Origin of the sequence: Ensifer adhaerens, from assembly GCF_002940685.1 — a bacterium.
GTDB classification, from domain to species: domain Bacteria; phylum Pseudomonadota; class Alphaproteobacteria; order Rhizobiales; family Rhizobiaceae; genus Ensifer; species Ensifer adhaerens_E.
The window spans coordinates 21,913-37,481 of sequence record NZ_PNFP01000023.1 but is presented as its reverse complement, the minus strand read 5'-3'; the positions used below and the strand labels follow the sequence as shown (position 1 = coordinate 37,481).

General features: G+C 57.5%; 19 protein-coding genes. 8 read left to right on the top strand and 11 right to left on the bottom strand.

Features of this window, described 5'->3' with window-relative positions:
• Positions 1 to 38: 38 nt before the first annotated feature.
• From C1A35_RS31720 to C1A35_RS31665, 11 genes are all read right to left on the bottom strand, one after another.
• The gene (locus C1A35_RS31720) at positions 39 to 776 is read right to left on the bottom strand and encodes a LuxR family transcriptional regulator (protein ID WP_104668216.1); all 738 of its coding nucleotides are present in this window, start codon (positions 774 to 776) and stop codon (positions 39 to 41) included.
• A gap of 207 nt (positions 777 to 983) precedes the next feature.
• On the bottom strand, positions 984 to 2,234 hold the full coding sequence (locus tag C1A35_RS31715; RefSeq protein ID WP_104668215.1) for a diaminobutyrate--2-oxoglutarate transaminase: 1,251 nt from the start codon (positions 2,232 to 2,234) through the stop codon (positions 984 to 986).
• Between the two features lie 24 nt (positions 2,235 to 2,258).
• Positions 2,259 to 2,915 (bottom strand): GntR family transcriptional regulator, encoded by a 657-nt coding sequence (locus C1A35_RS31710; RefSeq protein WP_158665214.1) that lies wholly within the window; start codon positions 2,913 to 2,915, stop codon positions 2,259 to 2,261.
• Positions 2,916 to 2,976: 61 nt separating this feature from the next.
• Entirely contained in the window at positions 2,977 to 3,579 is a 603-nt protein-coding gene (locus tag C1A35_RS31705; protein ID WP_199773082.1) for an acyl-homoserine-lactone synthase, read from the bottom strand.
• Between the two features lie 621 nt (positions 3,580 to 4,200).
• Entirely contained in the window at positions 4,201 to 4,581 is a 381-nt protein-coding gene (locus C1A35_RS31695; RefSeq protein ID WP_104668212.1) for a hypothetical protein, read from the bottom strand.
• 418 nt (positions 4,582 to 4,999) lie between these two features.
• A complete protein-coding gene (locus tag C1A35_RS31690) occupies positions 5,000 to 5,416 on the bottom strand; it encodes a hypothetical protein (RefSeq protein WP_104668211.1) in 417 nt (138 codons plus the stop codon).
• A gap of 12 nt (positions 5,417 to 5,428) precedes the next feature.
• Positions 5,429 to 6,025: a hypothetical protein gene (locus C1A35_RS31685; protein WP_104668210.1), complete on the bottom strand. Its 597-nt coding sequence runs from the start codon at positions 6,023 to 6,025 to the stop codon at positions 5,429 to 5,431.
• Positions 6,022 to 6,432: a hypothetical protein gene (locus tag C1A35_RS31680; RefSeq protein ID WP_104668209.1), complete on the bottom strand. Its 411-nt coding sequence runs from the start codon at positions 6,430 to 6,432 to the stop codon at positions 6,022 to 6,024. Before C1A35_RS31680 ends, C1A35_RS31685 begins: the two co-directional genes overlap by 4 nt.
• Positions 6,433 to 7,134, bottom strand: a complete 702-nt coding sequence (locus C1A35_RS31675; RefSeq protein ID WP_104668208.1) for a thermonuclease family protein — start codon at positions 7,132 to 7,134, stop codon at positions 6,433 to 6,435.
• Entirely contained in the window at positions 7,131 to 7,667 is a 537-nt protein-coding gene (locus C1A35_RS31670) for a thermonuclease family protein (RefSeq protein ID WP_104668207.1), read from the bottom strand. Before C1A35_RS31670 ends, C1A35_RS31675 begins: the two co-directional genes overlap by 4 nt.
• Complete coding sequence (locus C1A35_RS31665; protein ID WP_104668206.1) at positions 7,664 to 8,272, bottom strand: hypothetical protein; 609 nt, start codon at positions 8,270 to 8,272, stop codon at positions 7,664 to 7,666. The genes C1A35_RS31670 and C1A35_RS31665 overlap by 4 nt, the downstream gene beginning before the upstream one ends.
• Positions 8,273 to 8,430: 158 nt before the next feature.
• Here C1A35_RS31665 and C1A35_RS31660 point away from each other — a divergent pair, with 158 nt between their 5' ends.
• The 8 genes from C1A35_RS31660 to C1A35_RS31625 are packed head-to-tail and all read left to right on the top strand — an operon-like array spanning position 8,431 to position 15,556.
• On the top strand, positions 8,431 to 9,381 hold the full coding sequence (locus C1A35_RS31660; protein WP_104668205.1) for a lytic transglycosylase domain-containing protein: 951 nt from the start codon (positions 8,431 to 8,433) through the stop codon (positions 9,379 to 9,381).
• An 11-nt stretch (positions 9,382 to 9,392) separates the two neighbouring features.
• On the top strand, positions 9,393 to 9,737 hold the full coding sequence (locus C1A35_RS31655; RefSeq protein WP_104668204.1) for a TrbC/VirB2 family protein: 345 nt from the start codon (positions 9,393 to 9,395) through the stop codon (positions 9,735 to 9,737).
• A 2-nt stretch (positions 9,738 to 9,739) separates the two neighbouring features.
• Complete coding sequence (locus C1A35_RS31650; protein WP_104668203.1) at positions 9,740 to 10,039, top strand: type IV secretion system protein VirB3; 300 nt, start codon at positions 9,740 to 9,742, stop codon at positions 10,037 to 10,039.
• A 2-nt stretch (positions 10,040 to 10,041) separates the two neighbouring features.
• Complete coding sequence (locus C1A35_RS31645; protein ID WP_104668202.1) at positions 10,042 to 12,501, top strand: VirB4 family type IV secretion/conjugal transfer ATPase; 2,460 nt, start codon at positions 10,042 to 10,044, stop codon at positions 12,499 to 12,501.
• On the top strand, positions 12,498 to 13,580 hold the full coding sequence (locus C1A35_RS31640; RefSeq protein ID WP_104668201.1) for a lytic transglycosylase domain-containing protein: 1,083 nt from the start codon (positions 12,498 to 12,500) through the stop codon (positions 13,578 to 13,580). Before C1A35_RS31645 ends, C1A35_RS31640 begins: the two co-directional genes overlap by 4 nt.
• Before the next feature lie 11 nt (positions 13,581 to 13,591).
• Complete coding sequence (locus C1A35_RS31635) at positions 13,592 to 14,296, top strand: type IV secretion system protein (protein ID WP_104668200.1); 705 nt, start codon at positions 13,592 to 13,594, stop codon at positions 14,294 to 14,296.
• The gene (locus C1A35_RS36870) at positions 14,286 to 14,513 is read left to right on the top strand and encodes a hypothetical protein (protein WP_104668199.1); all 228 of its coding nucleotides are present in this window, start codon (positions 14,286 to 14,288) and stop codon (positions 14,511 to 14,513) included. Before C1A35_RS31635 ends, C1A35_RS36870 begins: the two co-directional genes overlap by 11 nt.
• 14 nt (positions 14,514 to 14,527) lie before the next feature.
• Entirely contained in the window at positions 14,528 to 15,556 is a 1,029-nt protein-coding gene (locus tag C1A35_RS31625; RefSeq protein ID WP_104668198.1) for a type IV secretion system protein, read from the top strand.
• Positions 15,557 to 15,569 lie beyond the last annotated feature (13 nt).

Here is a 15,569-nt window from a genome sequence, read left to right as displayed (position 1 = left end):
AGATTGTTACAAGTTTTTCGTTATCAGTATTGAAAATCTCAAATCGAGTGCACGGGAAGTAGCGTTACCAAGCCATGACAAAGCGCCACGGCGACCGCTTGGGTTTTGTTCGCAACTCCGAGCTGTGCACAGCAGTTACGCAGATAGAACTCGACTGTTCGCTGCGATAGCTTGAGGATGCAAGCCGTTTCCCACGTTGTCTTTCCTAGCGCCGCCCACGACAGAACCTGGCGTTCACGGCGTGACAACTGTGCTTTGACTGGGGCAAGGTCGGCGCGCCGCGCAACCAAATGCTTGTGGAACAAGAAACTTAAGTACGTTAGGTCTGCCTGAAAACTCTTCTTAAATGCCGGCCATTCACGCGCATTGATATCTGCATTGACTGAAAATAGAGCTCGTCGATTTTCGGGATCGCGAATGGGAATAGTCAAACCGATCGGAGAAACCCCAAACTCCATAGCTTCGCCAAAGAACTTAGAAACCTCCGGCGTATTCTGGAATTCGCTCCAATCGACGTTCATGAAACTGGAAGAGCCTGCCAACACCGCTGGGTCGATCAGTTGGTAGTTCTGCGTCCGATAACGTGTCACCCAGGGATCGCAATAGTTAGTGAGGATTTCAGGCTTCGGATCCTGTGCAGCATTGGCAGTCGGAAAATAGGCAAAGCGGTTGATGCCAAACTCTCCGATTGCCAGTGCAAGAATATCCGGCAGACCTTTATCTGGTAGCTCCACCATCAATTCTTCGAAACGCTCGGAGAGCAACAGCGTTTTCATCGGCTTTCCTCTCTTCGGAAGTACCTTAATCCCTTAACCCTTGAGCAGGAGGGATGTGGCAAGCAATCAATTTGCCGATACTGCAAAAGAATGTTCTCAGTTTTGTGACAACTCAACGTGCAGTCGAATCCGCACGCCTCTCCTGCTCGACTATCTGGTGCTGAAGAACCTCGAACGCCGCACGTCGTCTGGATATCCGCGGCGGCGTCAGCGCCTCGCGCAGACCCTATCCAACCGGTTGATCACGTCTGTGAGGCGATCTGGCGCCATCGTAAGCGGCGGTAAAAGCTTCACCACCTGCTCCTCCGGCCCGCACGTTGTCGTAAAAATCGCATTCGCACGAAGGCCAGCCACAATGGAGGCTGCGCGATCTGTGGATTCAAAAGCTAGGCCTCGCATTAGGCCGCGACCTGTTGGCCGTCCGAACCCCGGTTCACGATTGTCAAGCCGCTCCTCGAGCAACTTTTCCAAGTTGGCAACGTTCTCGACAAAAGCCGGATCTGACCAAAGTTCTGCGGCGACAGCGCCTGTAACAAAGGCATGACCGTTGCCACGAAAAGTTCCGGCATGTTGACCCGGTTGCCAGACATCAACCTCAGGACGGATCATTAGCATGGACATTGGCAAACCGAAGCCACTCAAGGACTTTGACAGGCAAATGATGTCGGGCACAAAATCAAACGGCTCGAAGGCAAAATAGCGACCTGTACGACCGCACCCGGCAAATATCTCGTCACAGATCATGAGCGCCCCGAGATCTGCGGCAAGCTGTGCCAGGCTCTTTAACCAGTCAGCCGAGCCGTTTCGCATGCCGCCTTTTCCCTGGACGACCTCTACGAGGAAGGCTGCGGGCTTCTGCTGTCCACTGGCGCGATCGTCAAACATGGCTCGCAGAAACGGGATCCCGGGTGTGTCCGGTCCGAAATAGCCTTCATAGGGCATGTGCACGACGTCACTCAATGATACGGTCGCCGCTTCTCGAGTGCCTCGATAAGCAGTGGCCGCCAGAGCGCCCAGTGATAGCCCATGATACCCCCCGGTAAACGCCACAATGGTCTTTCGCCCAGTCGCGAGACGGGCAAGCTTGATAGCCGCCTCCACGGAGTTGGCACCGGTCGGACCGGCGCACTGGAGCCGGTAATCCATTCTGCGGGGTATGAGGATGTGGTGTTCAAATGCCGAAAAGAAGCTGGCCTTTGCATCGGTGTACATATCGAGCGCGTTGGGCATCCCGTCCCGATCAAGGAAGCGAACAAGCGCTGCTTTCAGCGCGGGATGGTTGTAGCCGTAGTTCAACGCGCCAGCTCCAGAGGTGAGGTCGACATACTCGTTCCCCTCTTGGGTAGAGAAACTGTCTCCTGTGGCCCGAACAACTGTCTCGGCAAACTGCCGGCAAAGCGATCTAACTTGGCTTTCGCGGTTCTGAATAGGATGGTGCGGATGGGCAAACAGGTTCATAGCTGTGATTACTCTTATTTGAGCCTAGCCGTTCACTTGCAGCGACTCTCGATGCCGGCGGCTTCTGGTCTGCGCTGTGAGTAGAAGGTGGGGTAAGATCGCTCGCATTGTCCTGCGATGGCTGACGAAAGCCTCCGATGCCTCTAGCCGATCCTCAGTGCTGAAGGCGGAAATGCAGCGATCAATTTCTACCATCAATTCGGAGGCGTCGAAGGCGTGGGAGTCCTGCAACGCAAGCAGACGACCTATTTTTAAGGTGTAGCAATGAGACAGCCGCATAACATGGGCGCTATCCGATATAGACGCGAGGCCGTTGTAGAACCATTGAAAGCGGCGGTTCGGGCTCGCATGGGCCTCATGCACCACCATGTTGCACAGGGAAATGTTCCGGTCGTCTACTATTTTGCCGAATAGCAGATCTAGGATCGTGTTTAGGTCGCTGAGCTCGCCGTAGTTTGGCAGGGTCGCAAAGAAGCCGCATCCGGGAACCTGTTCGATGACGCCTTCGATCGCCAGGCGAATGAGTGCCTCGCGCAATGGAGTAAGGCCAACATTGAGGTGTCGGCTGAGGTCGCTGGGGATCAACCTTTCTTCTCCCCTAGGCTCACCGGCCATCAGCATCCGCGTGAGCCGGTCATAGGCCGTGGAAGTTTTACTGGAGTGCACCGGTACATCGAACAATGCTCCATCCAGTGGACCGAAAGGCTCTGGGGTTGTGGGAGTCAACGCCGAGACGGCCATATCAAACCCCTTCCAACAGGCGTTCGGGCTTCCGCATCGATGTCAGCCGGTCAATAACCTCGTCGCTTACCTCAAACAGACCTGCGGTCGTCAATAAGCCGTCATCGTACTCGACAACCGATCCAATTCTGTCAAATAAGCATCCCGCGCGACGCAGGATGCGCTCCACCATCAAGTCGTAAACGGAAACGACGTTTTGAACACCGCAATCGCGCGCTAGCGAGAAGAGGCCGTGAAGAACTTCACGTGTCACCATGTTGATGCCATCTGGACCGTAATTACGCGCCACCGCTGGGTCGATGCAGAAGCGAGAGCTTTCCCAGATAAGCGGATGCCGGATTACTGACGATTCTGCCATTATGTCGCGAAAAACGTCAGCAAGCATGTGAGGTCCGGTTGTCGGCAGCACACGCAGCGATGCGACGAGGATACCAGCGTCGTTGCTGACTAGAACGTACGTTGGATCGAGTGTATCAAAATAGTCGATCTCTCGCCCGTCTTCTACCGAAACTCGCCAGTTACGCCGATTAGCGAATTGTCTGGCCCGAAGTCTGAACATCTGTTCTATCAAAGACTTATGCTCGGCGGCATTCAGTGGCGTCACGATGTGTATCATTGTTCGAAACCCTCGGTTTATGATGGCTTCGTCACTGTATTTCTGCCGAATGGGCTGTCACTACAGGGAAAATACGGTAGCCGCGGCTAGAGAGCGAACACGCAGCGGCACTTGGCTCAAACGCGTGAGCTCGGTCTTTCCGCACACGGAAATCCTTGCGTTTATCGGATGCCGTCAGGGCGAAACAACCTCACCTCGATCATTGCCGATGCCATCCTCGACCGCCTCGTACCCAATGCCTATCGCATCGAGCTCAGCGGCGAGCATGCGAAAACAGAAAGCCGTGACCACCGGTCAAGCAACCCCGGCTTGACTGCGAAACGCGGTTCAGGTCAAAAACATCTACCGCGAGATCAGGCGCAACACATTCCACGATCGCGAACTGCCTGAATACAGCGCGCGGAAGACCGGGCGATACCGATCTTGCAGCCGTGTCGCAACGCAAGCTCATCCAACTTGCGCGCCATCTCAACGACCAGCCGCGAAAGTGCCTCGACTACAGGACGCCGGCCGAAGTGTTCCGGGCACGTTTGCAAGAGGGAGGCTAAACCCCTACCCTCAAAACCGACATGATGCACTTCGGTTAGGATTTACCCCCTTTAGGAATAATTACGTCGGCGGCTCAAATACTCCGCCGCCACTTGGCCTCCAGTCCTCCCCGCCTGGGATCTCAAAGATCACCTTGAGATCCACGTCACCCGCCGCTCCATAGACGATGTATGCGCCTGCTTTCGATTTCCAGCAGTGCTTACCTTTAATCCTGTAGAGAAACTTTTCGTGACCATTCAGTGATCTGCGGACGCTGACATGCGAGTACGTTCTAGTGCCTCTTTGGTAGGCCCAGACGCAGAATTTCTGACCCCCTAAGCCGTAGATTTCTCCTATCTTGTGCTCGGTTTTTCTCGTGACGTTGAAGCTCCACGTTTTAGCCACAGCATCGGAACTGAGGCCCATGACGAGAAACGCGGCTATCACCAGGGTGGTGCGCATGGTTCGCCCCCTCTATAGACTGTACAATTATAACGTGAATCTTGCTTCACGTAAAATCACCCGTTCGGGCGATCGGTAGAGATGAGTCACGGCCAATGGTCCGAATCCCTCCGCTGTATAGCGCATCAACACTAGCGTTCCTTGGGCGCTCTCCCCGTTCTATCAGGCGCTGCGGCTAGCCGAGCGCGCGGGCGGCGGAGGCTGGACAGAGCAAGAGGTCGCCGTGCGATTGGGAACGAGCCAAGGTGTTGCAGCGGCCGTATCCAACGCGAAGACGGTATTGCCAGTCGAATGTGCGACCGTGTCAGTCTTGTTCAAATAAAGATGAGGCTCACCAACGCCGATGAAAGACGTCCCTCCGCTGGGCCGATCCGGAAACCATAGAGCGGTAGTCGGCATGAGGCAGACGCTTTGAAACCTAGTTGATGGTCGCGATCCACTCGCCCGATGCCGATCTAGAGAAGCCGACAATGCGATCAATGGGCCGCGCCTCAGGAGACATTTTGATTGAAGTCATGCAGGCGACGCCCGGGCCTGAGCCGGTTTTGTCGCACTGCCCCAGCGCCACAGATATGTCCGGCCGATCGTTTCTGTCCCAAACAAGGGGAGATGCCGCGTGAGCTTTGCGGTAGGCCGCTGTTGCTTCGGCCTCCGTCGGCGCCTCGACTTTAGGGATTGGGCAGAGGGACGGATCCGCGGAGATAGCCGCAACCAATTCGGCCTTTGAAATGGCCTGAGTCTCCACCTTGGGCTCTAAAGTTGCAAGATACGTGCCGCCAGCGCCGGTCACGAGGCCGACGGTCGCGGCGATCGCTACAAGGATGTTCTGGTTCATCAGCTTTCTCACTTAGGTTCTGAGGTTGAACCAGAAGCGCTCTTTGACGCCATTGCCGTTTGGAATGTCGAAATACCAGGGATTCGAGCGCCGCGGCCGGGGAGATGTGATCTTCACCTTGCAGCCGTTGTATTTGTCGTCCCGATAGCCGAAATCGCCGTCATTTCTGCCGCTGCGGAGGATCTCCAAGGTGGTACGGTTCTTGTCGTTGGCTTCTCCATCACCATAGAGGCGGTCGTACTCGTCGCGGCCTTCGCACCTGTCCACGATGTGGACGCACTGGTCATTTTCATCCCGCCTGAAGACACGGTCATCTCCACTGCTGCTCGAGGCGGGTCGAGAGCCGGCAGGGCATTCCTCAAACTCTTCGCGGCCCGGTTCGCCGGCTTTAGCCTGGTGGCAGATGGGCCAATCGAACCCCGGCTTCGACATCGCGCGGATCAGTTTTTTCATCGGCGGAACGCAATAGGGGACGCCATGCCAGGACGGGTTTTGGGATGCGGCACAAAGTAGAATCTGGCAGCCCCACTCGGCGTCTTGCGCCTTTGCCCCTGTGGGGGCGATTGCGATCACAGCAAGACCGGCTGCGGCATAAAGCAGACGTTTCATGTCAGATGGTCCTCATTGATGGTTGCGGCTGGAGAGGCCCGACCGACGAACAGCTTGTCGATCGGAGCGACATGTTGCACCCGATCCCCGGCCGCGTAGATGACGGCTGCGATGAGCGCGAAGGCTGAGAACCAGAAGATCCCGATCCGAAAGAGAAGCGGCTGATTGGGGATGTCCCGGCAAAGCGGCGGAAAGGCGAACAGACCGACCAGGAAGCAGTCGAGCGCTAGATGACGTTGATCGAGAAAGAGGATAGAGACGATCAGGAGCGCCGCAGCCAACGGTGCATGAACCCACCAGATTTTTTCCGAAACGACGATCAGCGCAAACGACAGCGGAATGGCGAGCAGCAGGCTCGCCAGCGGATCCGTTGCGAACGCATTCGCAATACGAGCGAAGTCGGGCAACTATCGGTCTGTCCTCTTTGGCTTCCTGCGGGCATCGATGAAGGGAGGTGAAATCTCGCTTTCACGCTCGGCGAGGAGGTTGGCATCAGCGATCGGCTGGCGCGCCAATGTCTTGTCTATCGCCTTGCGTAGCCATTCGTCCATGTCGAGAACATAAGTGGCCCACATGCCATAGCGGGCTGCCATCGCGTACCGCTGATAGGCTAGGTACTGGCTGCTGGAGGAATGCTGTGACGCCACACGCGCCCAGCCGACGCGAAGCATCTCCACTGCAATGTCGCGCCCCCCTGAGGTGCAACGCGCCTGCGGAATTGCATCATTGCCGATGGCTTCGACGCTGCATTCGACAGGATTGTCGCCTACGGTCCTCTTGAGCCAGGCTTTGGCAAGTGGGCCGCAAGGTACCGGCGACGGTGCTTCCTGCCGTTCGCGGTCGACCCATTTGGGATCAAGAGCCCATTGCGGGAGCTCGCACGCGTCGATGTCGACGAGGCGAACGCGCTGCGCATATTGGGGATACCATAGGGTTCGGCCATCCATGATCGCAACCCGTCCCTTGTAGACCGGGTGCCGATACACTGGAGCATCGGCCCAATCCTGCTGCTGTCGCATCGTCGCGGCCGGATTCTTCACGAGATCGGCAGCCTTAGCGGATTGGACGAGCGCAGAAAGAACCGCGACTGCAGACAGGTATCGCTTCATTGGCTTGCCTTCTTGTTTCGCGCGTTCACCTCACGGCTCAGGAGAATGGACGGGTGCTGCACGTCTTCGAACTGCCAGAGGCCTGCCCGCTGTTCGCGCGCTCGTTGCTCGGCTACAGCGTAGGGGACGTGATAGGGCAAGCCTTCACCGTTGAGCGCTGCGAAGGCGTATCCGCTGGTGATCAGGACGGTCGCAAGGTCGAGCCTCTGATTTCCGACGGTGGAGTAGCAGACGACGTAAGCAGTATCGTCCTTCTTCGCCACGGGTGCGCAAACGGGCTTTGTGTCCTTGATATAAGCCGCGAGCACGGCGAGGGACGCCTCGCCGCAATCGCGTTTCTGACCGTGGCTGTCCGTGTAAGAAGTGCCGCGCAAGCACGACTGCACGCCATAGAGCCGGAAGCGCCTGTCCTCCGAAATCCAGGTATCGCCGGTTTCCAAAGTGACGCCGGGCACTAGATCAAAGTATCCAACCGGCGCCGCTACAGCGGCTGATGGCAACAGAGTCCATAGAAGGACAAGAGCCCTACTCATTGACCCTTAACCCTCGGATCGGCCCACATTCCGAACGAGCCCTTTTGTCCAATCTCCTGGGCCTCGGCGAGATCTGGGCGAACTAGCGTTCCGTCCGGCTTTTTCGCGAGGCGAAGGGCGCCTAGTGAAAGAAGCTGCTCTTCAAACATGTCGACGGAATCGAGACTGCCGGGGTAATTGTAATAGCCGTAGCAGGTCGCGTTCTGGAAAGGCGCACCTTCCTCGCTCACGAAGGCCCGGCAAAAGACGACCTTGGGGGTTTGCAGCATGATTTGAAGCTGCCGCTGCGCAAAGTCGGCACAGGTCCCGGAGAAGTCGTCGCTGCGATTGACCATGTCCCCTTTGCAGGGCTCGAGCCCGTAGAGGTGTAGCGTCGTCTTGTCGTCTACGCGGAAATCGGTCGGCGAGACCGCCTTGAAACCGCCTGTCGTTGAATAACCCTTGCGGTCAGCGACGTTGCCGCTCCCGTCATAATACTCGATCACCAGCACGGTCTTTCCCGGTGCTGCCAGTGACTTGATGTAGTTCTTGTCGATGTCCGTGACGGACAAAGCGGGCGCTGCCACTACGCAACTTACGAGGCCGGCGATGATGATCCGTTTCATTTTCTAGCCCTTAGCCATATTGCTTCAATCTTATCCGCGCGAAAGGGGGTTTAAGTGCGCCCAGAAAAAGTGTAACGCTGAAGCAAATCGATGTCATGCATGCACTAACATAAACAGTTTTCCTTTCAATCACAACACCGCGAGTTGGGCGGGAGACGATGGAAAAAAGGGCTAAAAAAGCAGGCATTTCAGGCCAGGCTACGTTTATCGGAGCGGCCCTTGCGTCGCTTGTTTGGAGTGGGATTTCTCAAGCCAAAGACGTTGTTGAAAATGATAATACTGCAAATAATACAATAGTTTCGTCGACTCACAATGAACGCGCGCTCGCCGCAAATTTTGAAGAGCGATGGTCTGGGTCTGAAAGAGAATTCGTCCTTGGCGCCGACGGCGTCGCAAAGCGCGCATCCACCACACGTCAAAACCTCCAGAATTTTGGGGTATTGAAGCAAATTGATGCGACCCTAAGCCGTAGAGGACCTGAAAAGGAAACGGCACAGGTCGCCGAATTGACGCGAGGCGCGACGGGGAATCTAGAGCAAATTGGCGCACATCGGCAGGGCAGCCAAGACGTCGAAATCTGTGGTCCGTCTCCGCTGAGCGCTGATGAAATCAAATCTTTGGTTGTCCAGACGGCGCACAAGTACAGCGTTGATGAAGTCTTCGCGACGGCCATTGCCTGGGCCGAAAGCGGCTTTGATCAAAGCCGCAACTCTCCCAAGGGTGCACGCGGGCCGATGCAGCTCATGCCGGCTACGGCCGCACGCTTTGGCGTCAAGGATGTCTGTGATCCGGCGCAGAACATTGAGGGCGGCATGCAATACCTGCGGGTGCTGCTGGACGAGTTTCAGAACCCCCTGCTTGTCGCCGCCGCCTACAACAGCGGCGAACAGCGGGTCTACGAACACGGCGGCATCCCGCCCTTCCAAGAAACAGTCGGGTACGTCGCCAAGGTCGTGAACTACCAGCTCGGCCTTCCTACGCCGACGGAAAGAAGCAAATCGAGAAAGGCCGCTGATCAAGTGGCCTCGGATGCGAGGGACAGCGGGGACGCTGGCGTCATCGCTGTGAAAAAGACCGGCGCGTTTGTCGGCGGTGTGATGCACTTTTGAAGGAGAGAAGTATGCAGGTTGCAACGCAAACGGGGAAGTCTCAGGCTGTAAAGCTTGCAGCCCTAATCGGTCTCGTGGCCGCAATTCAATTGGTAGGGGCCGGCAGTGCCTTCGCGCAGGGTGCAGGAGGCGGTGCCTTTGCGCCGCTTCAAACGGCCGTGCAGATGATCGTCGATTTCATCACCGGCCCGTTCGGCCGCCTGATGGCGATCATTGCCGTCATCGGTCTTGGCTTCCTCGCCTTCGCTGGCCGCCTCTCGTGGTTCACTGCGGGCGCGGTCGTGATCGGCATTGGCCTCGTTTTCGGCGCGCCGGCGATCGTTGATCAGATGATTTCGTCTGTCGGCGGTGGCTGATCATGAGCGAGTTTCAGGACGAACGCCCGGCTCTGACGCCGCTGGTGATCGGGTTAACCCGATCACCGACCCTTTGGGGCGTGCCCTACATGGCAGTGGTGCTGATCGTCGGCATCACCATCATTGGCTGGCTGGCAACGAACCATCTGCTGGCTTTGCTCATCGCCCCCATCGCCTACCTCGTCCTGTTCTCGCTCTGCACCTGGGACAACAAGATCCTCGACGTGTTGCAGGTGACCTCTCGCAAGACACCGCGCACGCCCAATAAGCGCTTTTGGGGCACCAACTCCTACGGACCGTAAGCATGCTGAAAGTCGTCAAAGATGAGCTTGGATTTGGACGGGCCGCTGGTAACGAGCGGCCCCTGTCGACTCATATCCCGTATCTGCGCCACGTCTCAGATGCCGTGATCGGGTTGGAGAACGGCTCGCTTTTGGGCGTTATCAAGCTCGATGGGCTGTTCTTCCAGACTGAAGACCAGGTTGAGCTCAACATGCGTTCGATCGTGCAAAACACGATGATCCGAGCCTTGGGCTCCAGCCGCTATTCTCTTTGGTCGACTGTGATCCGGCGAGAGGTCGAAACGGAGATCGGCGGGGCTTTTGACCAGTCATTTTGCGACCTCTTGAACAAGCGTTACATGGAGCAACTTCGCCGTAAGCGCATGTTCACGAACGAAATTTATCTGACGATCGTGCGGTCCGGCATGCGGGGCGCGCTTGGCGTTGGCGATACCCTGAAAAGGATCTTCGACAAGGCGAGCAAAGACGCCCGGGTCCAACAAACACGCGAGGATGTCACGGAGCTCGAAGAGCTGATCGGCAACATCGTGCGTGATCTGCACAAGTACGGAGCCCGGGCGCTCAGCATTACTTATCGTCGCAGAAGCGACGACGAGGCCAAGATTGAAAACCAGGGGGAACAGACAAGGGCCGAGCCCTACTCCGAGCCCTGCGAATTCTTCAATACGATCCTGACCTGCGGCGTGCCGCGCAAAATGCGCCTGCCGCGCATGGGCATCCGAAACTACGTCGGCACATCAAGACTGCATTTCAGCAAGCGGACTATGCAGGCTCAAGCGGCGGTGGACGAAGACAGCCGCTTTGCAGCGCTGTTGTCCATCAAGGAATATCCGCCCTTTACCGGTCCGGGCATGCTCGATGGCCTGTTGCAGGTGAACCACGAATTCATCCTGACGCAATCCTTCACGATCGCCGACAAGCCGATTGCGCAAGAGCGCATCAGCCGTCTCCAGCGGCAGATCCGGGCATCGGACGAATCCGGCAGTTCGGTCGAGCAGGATATCGACTTTGCACTCAACGGCCTGATGAACCAGGAGGCCGTGTTCGGCTTCCACCATCTGTCGCTTCTGTGCCTCTCTCGCGATCTGCAGGGCATAAGCCGCACGGTTTCCGAACTCGGCGCCTGCCTTACCGACATGAACATCAATTGGCTTCGCGAGGATCTGAACCTCGAAGCCGCGTTTTGGGCACAACTCCCCGGCAACCACAGCTACGTTGCTCGCAAGGCCATGCTTTCGAGCGCGAACTTCTCCGGCCTCTCCTCGATGCATAATTTCGCGACCGGACAGGCTGACCGCATCCATTGGGGTCTGCCGATCACGCTGCTGGAAACCACCTCGCAAACGCCCTACTGGTTCAACTTTCATCGTCGCGACATCGGCCATTTCCTTGTTACCGGGCCAACTGGCTCCGGTAAGACGGTTGCCCTGACGTTCCTGCTGGCGCAGGCAATGCGCGTGTCGCCGACACCAAGGGCCGTGTTCTTCGACAAGGACTGCGGCGCCGAGATTTTCGTAAGGGCGATCGGCGGCTCCTATGAGGTGCTATCGCCGGGGACCCCGACCGGCTTCAATCCGCTCCAGCTCGAAAATACCGGTCCCAATCGCGAGTTCCTGCTGCGGCTTTTAAAGGCCATGCTGCGCTCCAGCGATCGCAGCGACTTCACCCAGGAAGACGAGGACACCCTTGAGAGGGCAATCGTCCGACTGATGCAGGAACCTGCGGCAGAACGCAATCTGCCAAATCTGGCCGGCCTGCTGGTGGGCCGTTCGCGGGCGGACGCCAATGACCTTCATTCTCGCCTGCGCCCATGGATCGACGGGGAAAAGGCATGGCTTTTCAATGCGCAGCATGACGTCCTCTCCTTCTCTGGTCGCAGCGTCTTCGGATTCGACATGACAAACATCCTCGGTAACGAGGACCTTCGCACGCCGGCGCTGATGTATCTCTATCACCGCCTGGACGAATTGCTGGATGGCAACCCGGTCATGTTCTTCATGGACGAGGGTTGGCAGCTCCTCATGGACGAGACCTTCTCCGCCTTCATCGTCGACAAGATGAAGACCATCCGTAAGCTGAACGGCATTGTCGGTTTCGGCACTCAGTCCGCCGCAGATATCGCCAAAGCGAAAGCCTCGCATACGCTCATCGAGCAATCGGCGACCAACATCCATTTCCCGAACCCTCGGGCCGATGAAGACAGTTACATCAAACGCTTCGGCCTGACGGTGAAGGAATTCAACTTCATCAAGAACACCCCGCCGGAAAAGCGAACTTTCCTGATCAAGCACGGCAATGACTCGGTCATTGCCCGGCTCGATCTCTCCGCCATGCCCGAACTCGTGAAGGTGCTTTCCGGCCGCAAGGAGACGGTCGAGGAGTGCGCGGCACTTCGGGAAAAATATGGCGACGAGCCTGAAAATTGGCTGGCTGAATTTTGCGGATGGGAGCAAGCCGAATGAGGAATGGTCCTGCTCTAGGGGTAATCTCCGCGCTGTGGCTCGGTGTTTCCGGACCGGCGCTCTCACAAGTGCCGGTCATCGATGACGAGGTTCTCGGAACCGACACCCAACGCGACGCGACCACGACTGAAATCGAGAAGACGGATAGCGACCGCCACACGATTAGCAAAAGCGTGACCTGCTCGATGTATCGGCCCGGCAGAAGTGGCAACGCGGCCTCGGCGGCGACCGCCAATCCAGAAATCGTCGGGCTCGTGAAGCGAGTCGCTCAAGAGGAAGGCGTTGATGAAAGCCTCTTCATGGCGCTCGTCTATCAGGAAAGCCGGTTCAATCCTTGCGCCAAATCGCCGGTCGGCGCGATCGGTCTTTCTCAACTCATGCCTGGCACGGCGAAAGACCTCGGCGTTGATCCGCACAACATGGAACAGAACCTTCGCGGCGGTGCGCGTTACCTGAAACAGCAGCTTCGCCGGTTCAACGGCAACACCAATCTGGCGCTGGCCGCCTATAACGCGGGACCAGGCAATGTCCAAAAGTATGGTGGCATCCCTCCGTTCAAGGAAACGCAGGGCTATGTCGCGAACATTACCCAAAAGTGGCTTCCAGCTTTCGGCGGGTCCGAGGTTGCCGATATTCCGGTGAATTATGGTGGCGGATCGACGTCCTTCACTGGCATGCGCGATGCCACGATCAATTCCATGGCGACGTCGCAGGCGATCGGGGAAAGCAGTGGCAACGTCGCGTCCTGGTTACAACAGTTGAGCGCGATGTCCAGCGGCACGATCCAGGACAGTTGGGACCATAACTCCGGCGCCCGCAACGCCAATCTCGAAATGATGAACCAGGTCATTCGCCTCGGCACGTCGATGGCGGATCTTATGAACTCCCGTAACGCGGTTGGTCTCAGCGGCCTGTCTGGATCGTCACGCACGAGTGATTTCAAGGAGAACAACGACGAGCGCGAAACGACCGGTGTTTGCGATGGCCGCGCAGGGCTGGAGTGGAGCCCGGCTGAGAAAGCTTGCGTCCAAAAGCGGGAGCGCGAGGAGAAAGTAGAACTGATGTTGAACGCTCAATGAGGAGAATTGCCATGAAACGTTTGATTTTGGCGGCGTACTCGGCGGCGGCCCTTGCGTCCTCGGCTGTCGCGCAAGTCCCGGTGATCGACGCTGCCAACCTTGAGATCGCTGAGAGGACGTCGAAGACAACTGACGATATCCTCGGCACCAACAGGCAAGTGCTGCAAACGGTTCAGGAAACCCTCCAGGCTGTCACCGGCGACCGCGGAAGCGACGCCAACCAGATGCAAAATCTGGCCATCGGCAACGGCTTTAGCGTCTCGCAGGTGCCTTCGTTCGACAGCCTGATGTCGGGTGGCGTTCCAAACTTCGGCGGTATGGGCGGCGATGTCGCCAAGGTTGCAACGACCTTCATCAACGGCCTGCAACTGGTGAAAAATCTGTCCGGCCAGACGGACAGCTCGTTTTCGGGCGACAAGTCGTATGAGGAGATGGTGAACACCGTCCTTGGTGTCGCCGCCCTCGTGACGGGTTCTCAGCAGGCAGTGCAAACCCGCCGGACTTCCTTTGAGCAGGCGGGCGCGAATGTCGGCCAGGCCAAGGATATCAAGGGTTCCATCGACCAGAACACACAGCTTCAGGTGCAAGCCGGGCTGACGATCAATGAACTGATCGGCGTGATGAATGGTGCCGTGTCGTCTCTCCAGGCCGACAACCAAAGGCGCTTGACCGACATCTCCAACTCCAAGAAGGCCCTCAGCTACAGTGACCAGTAAAATCACCATACCAGCGAAGGTGCTTTTTCCTCTGCTGATCGCGGCCGGCCTCGCCGGCTGCGGTACCGCGGCGAAGGAAAAGACCGCGCCGTGCAAGAGACCTGCGAACCTCAGCTCCTACGCTCCGGATCCACGGCCCGAATGTGGCCCAATGATGAGCATCAACGGCGACGCCGCAGCTGCCATTGCAGCGATCGACGCAATGACGGCTGAATAAGGACGATTGCCACGATGCAGGATTTCTTAGGCGAGCTGCTCGAGAGAATTGAACAAACCGGTGCGAATTTCTCCTCCAGAGCCTACGGGATCGTGGCCGACGAGGTGTTGCCGCTGCTCACCATCATGTTCATTGCCTATGTGGCCTATTACGGGCTGCAGCTCTTCATGGGAACCGCACGCGTCAGCGTCGCTGAAATCATCGGTCGCGTGTCCCGAATGCTGATCATCCTGGCGCTGATCAGGGAGTGGGGCTACTTCAACACGCTTTTCTACTCTTGGATGAACAACACGCCGGAAGATGTCGGTCGGGCGATCCTCACCGCGACCGGAACCGGCATCACCGAACCGACAAATGGCCTGTCGATGATCTGGAGAACCGCCAACGAAGCGGCCTCCGCGTTTGCCGAGCAGTCCGGCTACTTCTCGGTGCTGCCGTCTATGGTCGGCTTCCTGATCATGTTTGCCGTTGGCGTTTTCATTGCCGTGGCGCTGGCGATCTTGCTGCTCGCCAAGGTGATGATGTGGGTGCTGATCGGGACCGCGCCGATCTTCATAGGCTGCATGCTGTTCGAACAGACGCGCGGCTTGGGTGTCGCCTGGTTCCAGCAGGTGCTGATGTATGCGCTGATCCCGCTGTTCGTTTATGTCGTGGCGGCATTCCTGATCGCAGCTATGGACCCAGAATTGACGACGGTCACCGACGCCGCAAACCAGCGACGCCTCCAGCTCAGCGACATTTCGGCTTTCCTGCTGCTGTGTGCCGCCGGCGCGTTTGTCCTCTTCAACATTCAGGTTCTCGCGCAAGGCATCACCGGTGGTGTTGCCGCAGGGCTCGGCAATGTAGCCCGTGCGGTCGGTCGATTTGCGGGAATCTCCGCACCCATATCGGCGCTGTCGGGAGGCCAAAAGCTTGCCGGAGCCGTCGGCAATGCCGGCGTGCAGGCAAGGACGCGCACTCATGAAGGGATGAGGACCAATATTCGAAATGCCGCTGCTGAGGCGATGCAGAACCGCATCAGCAGCAACAGCACGCCTCGGTGAGGCGCGAACGCAA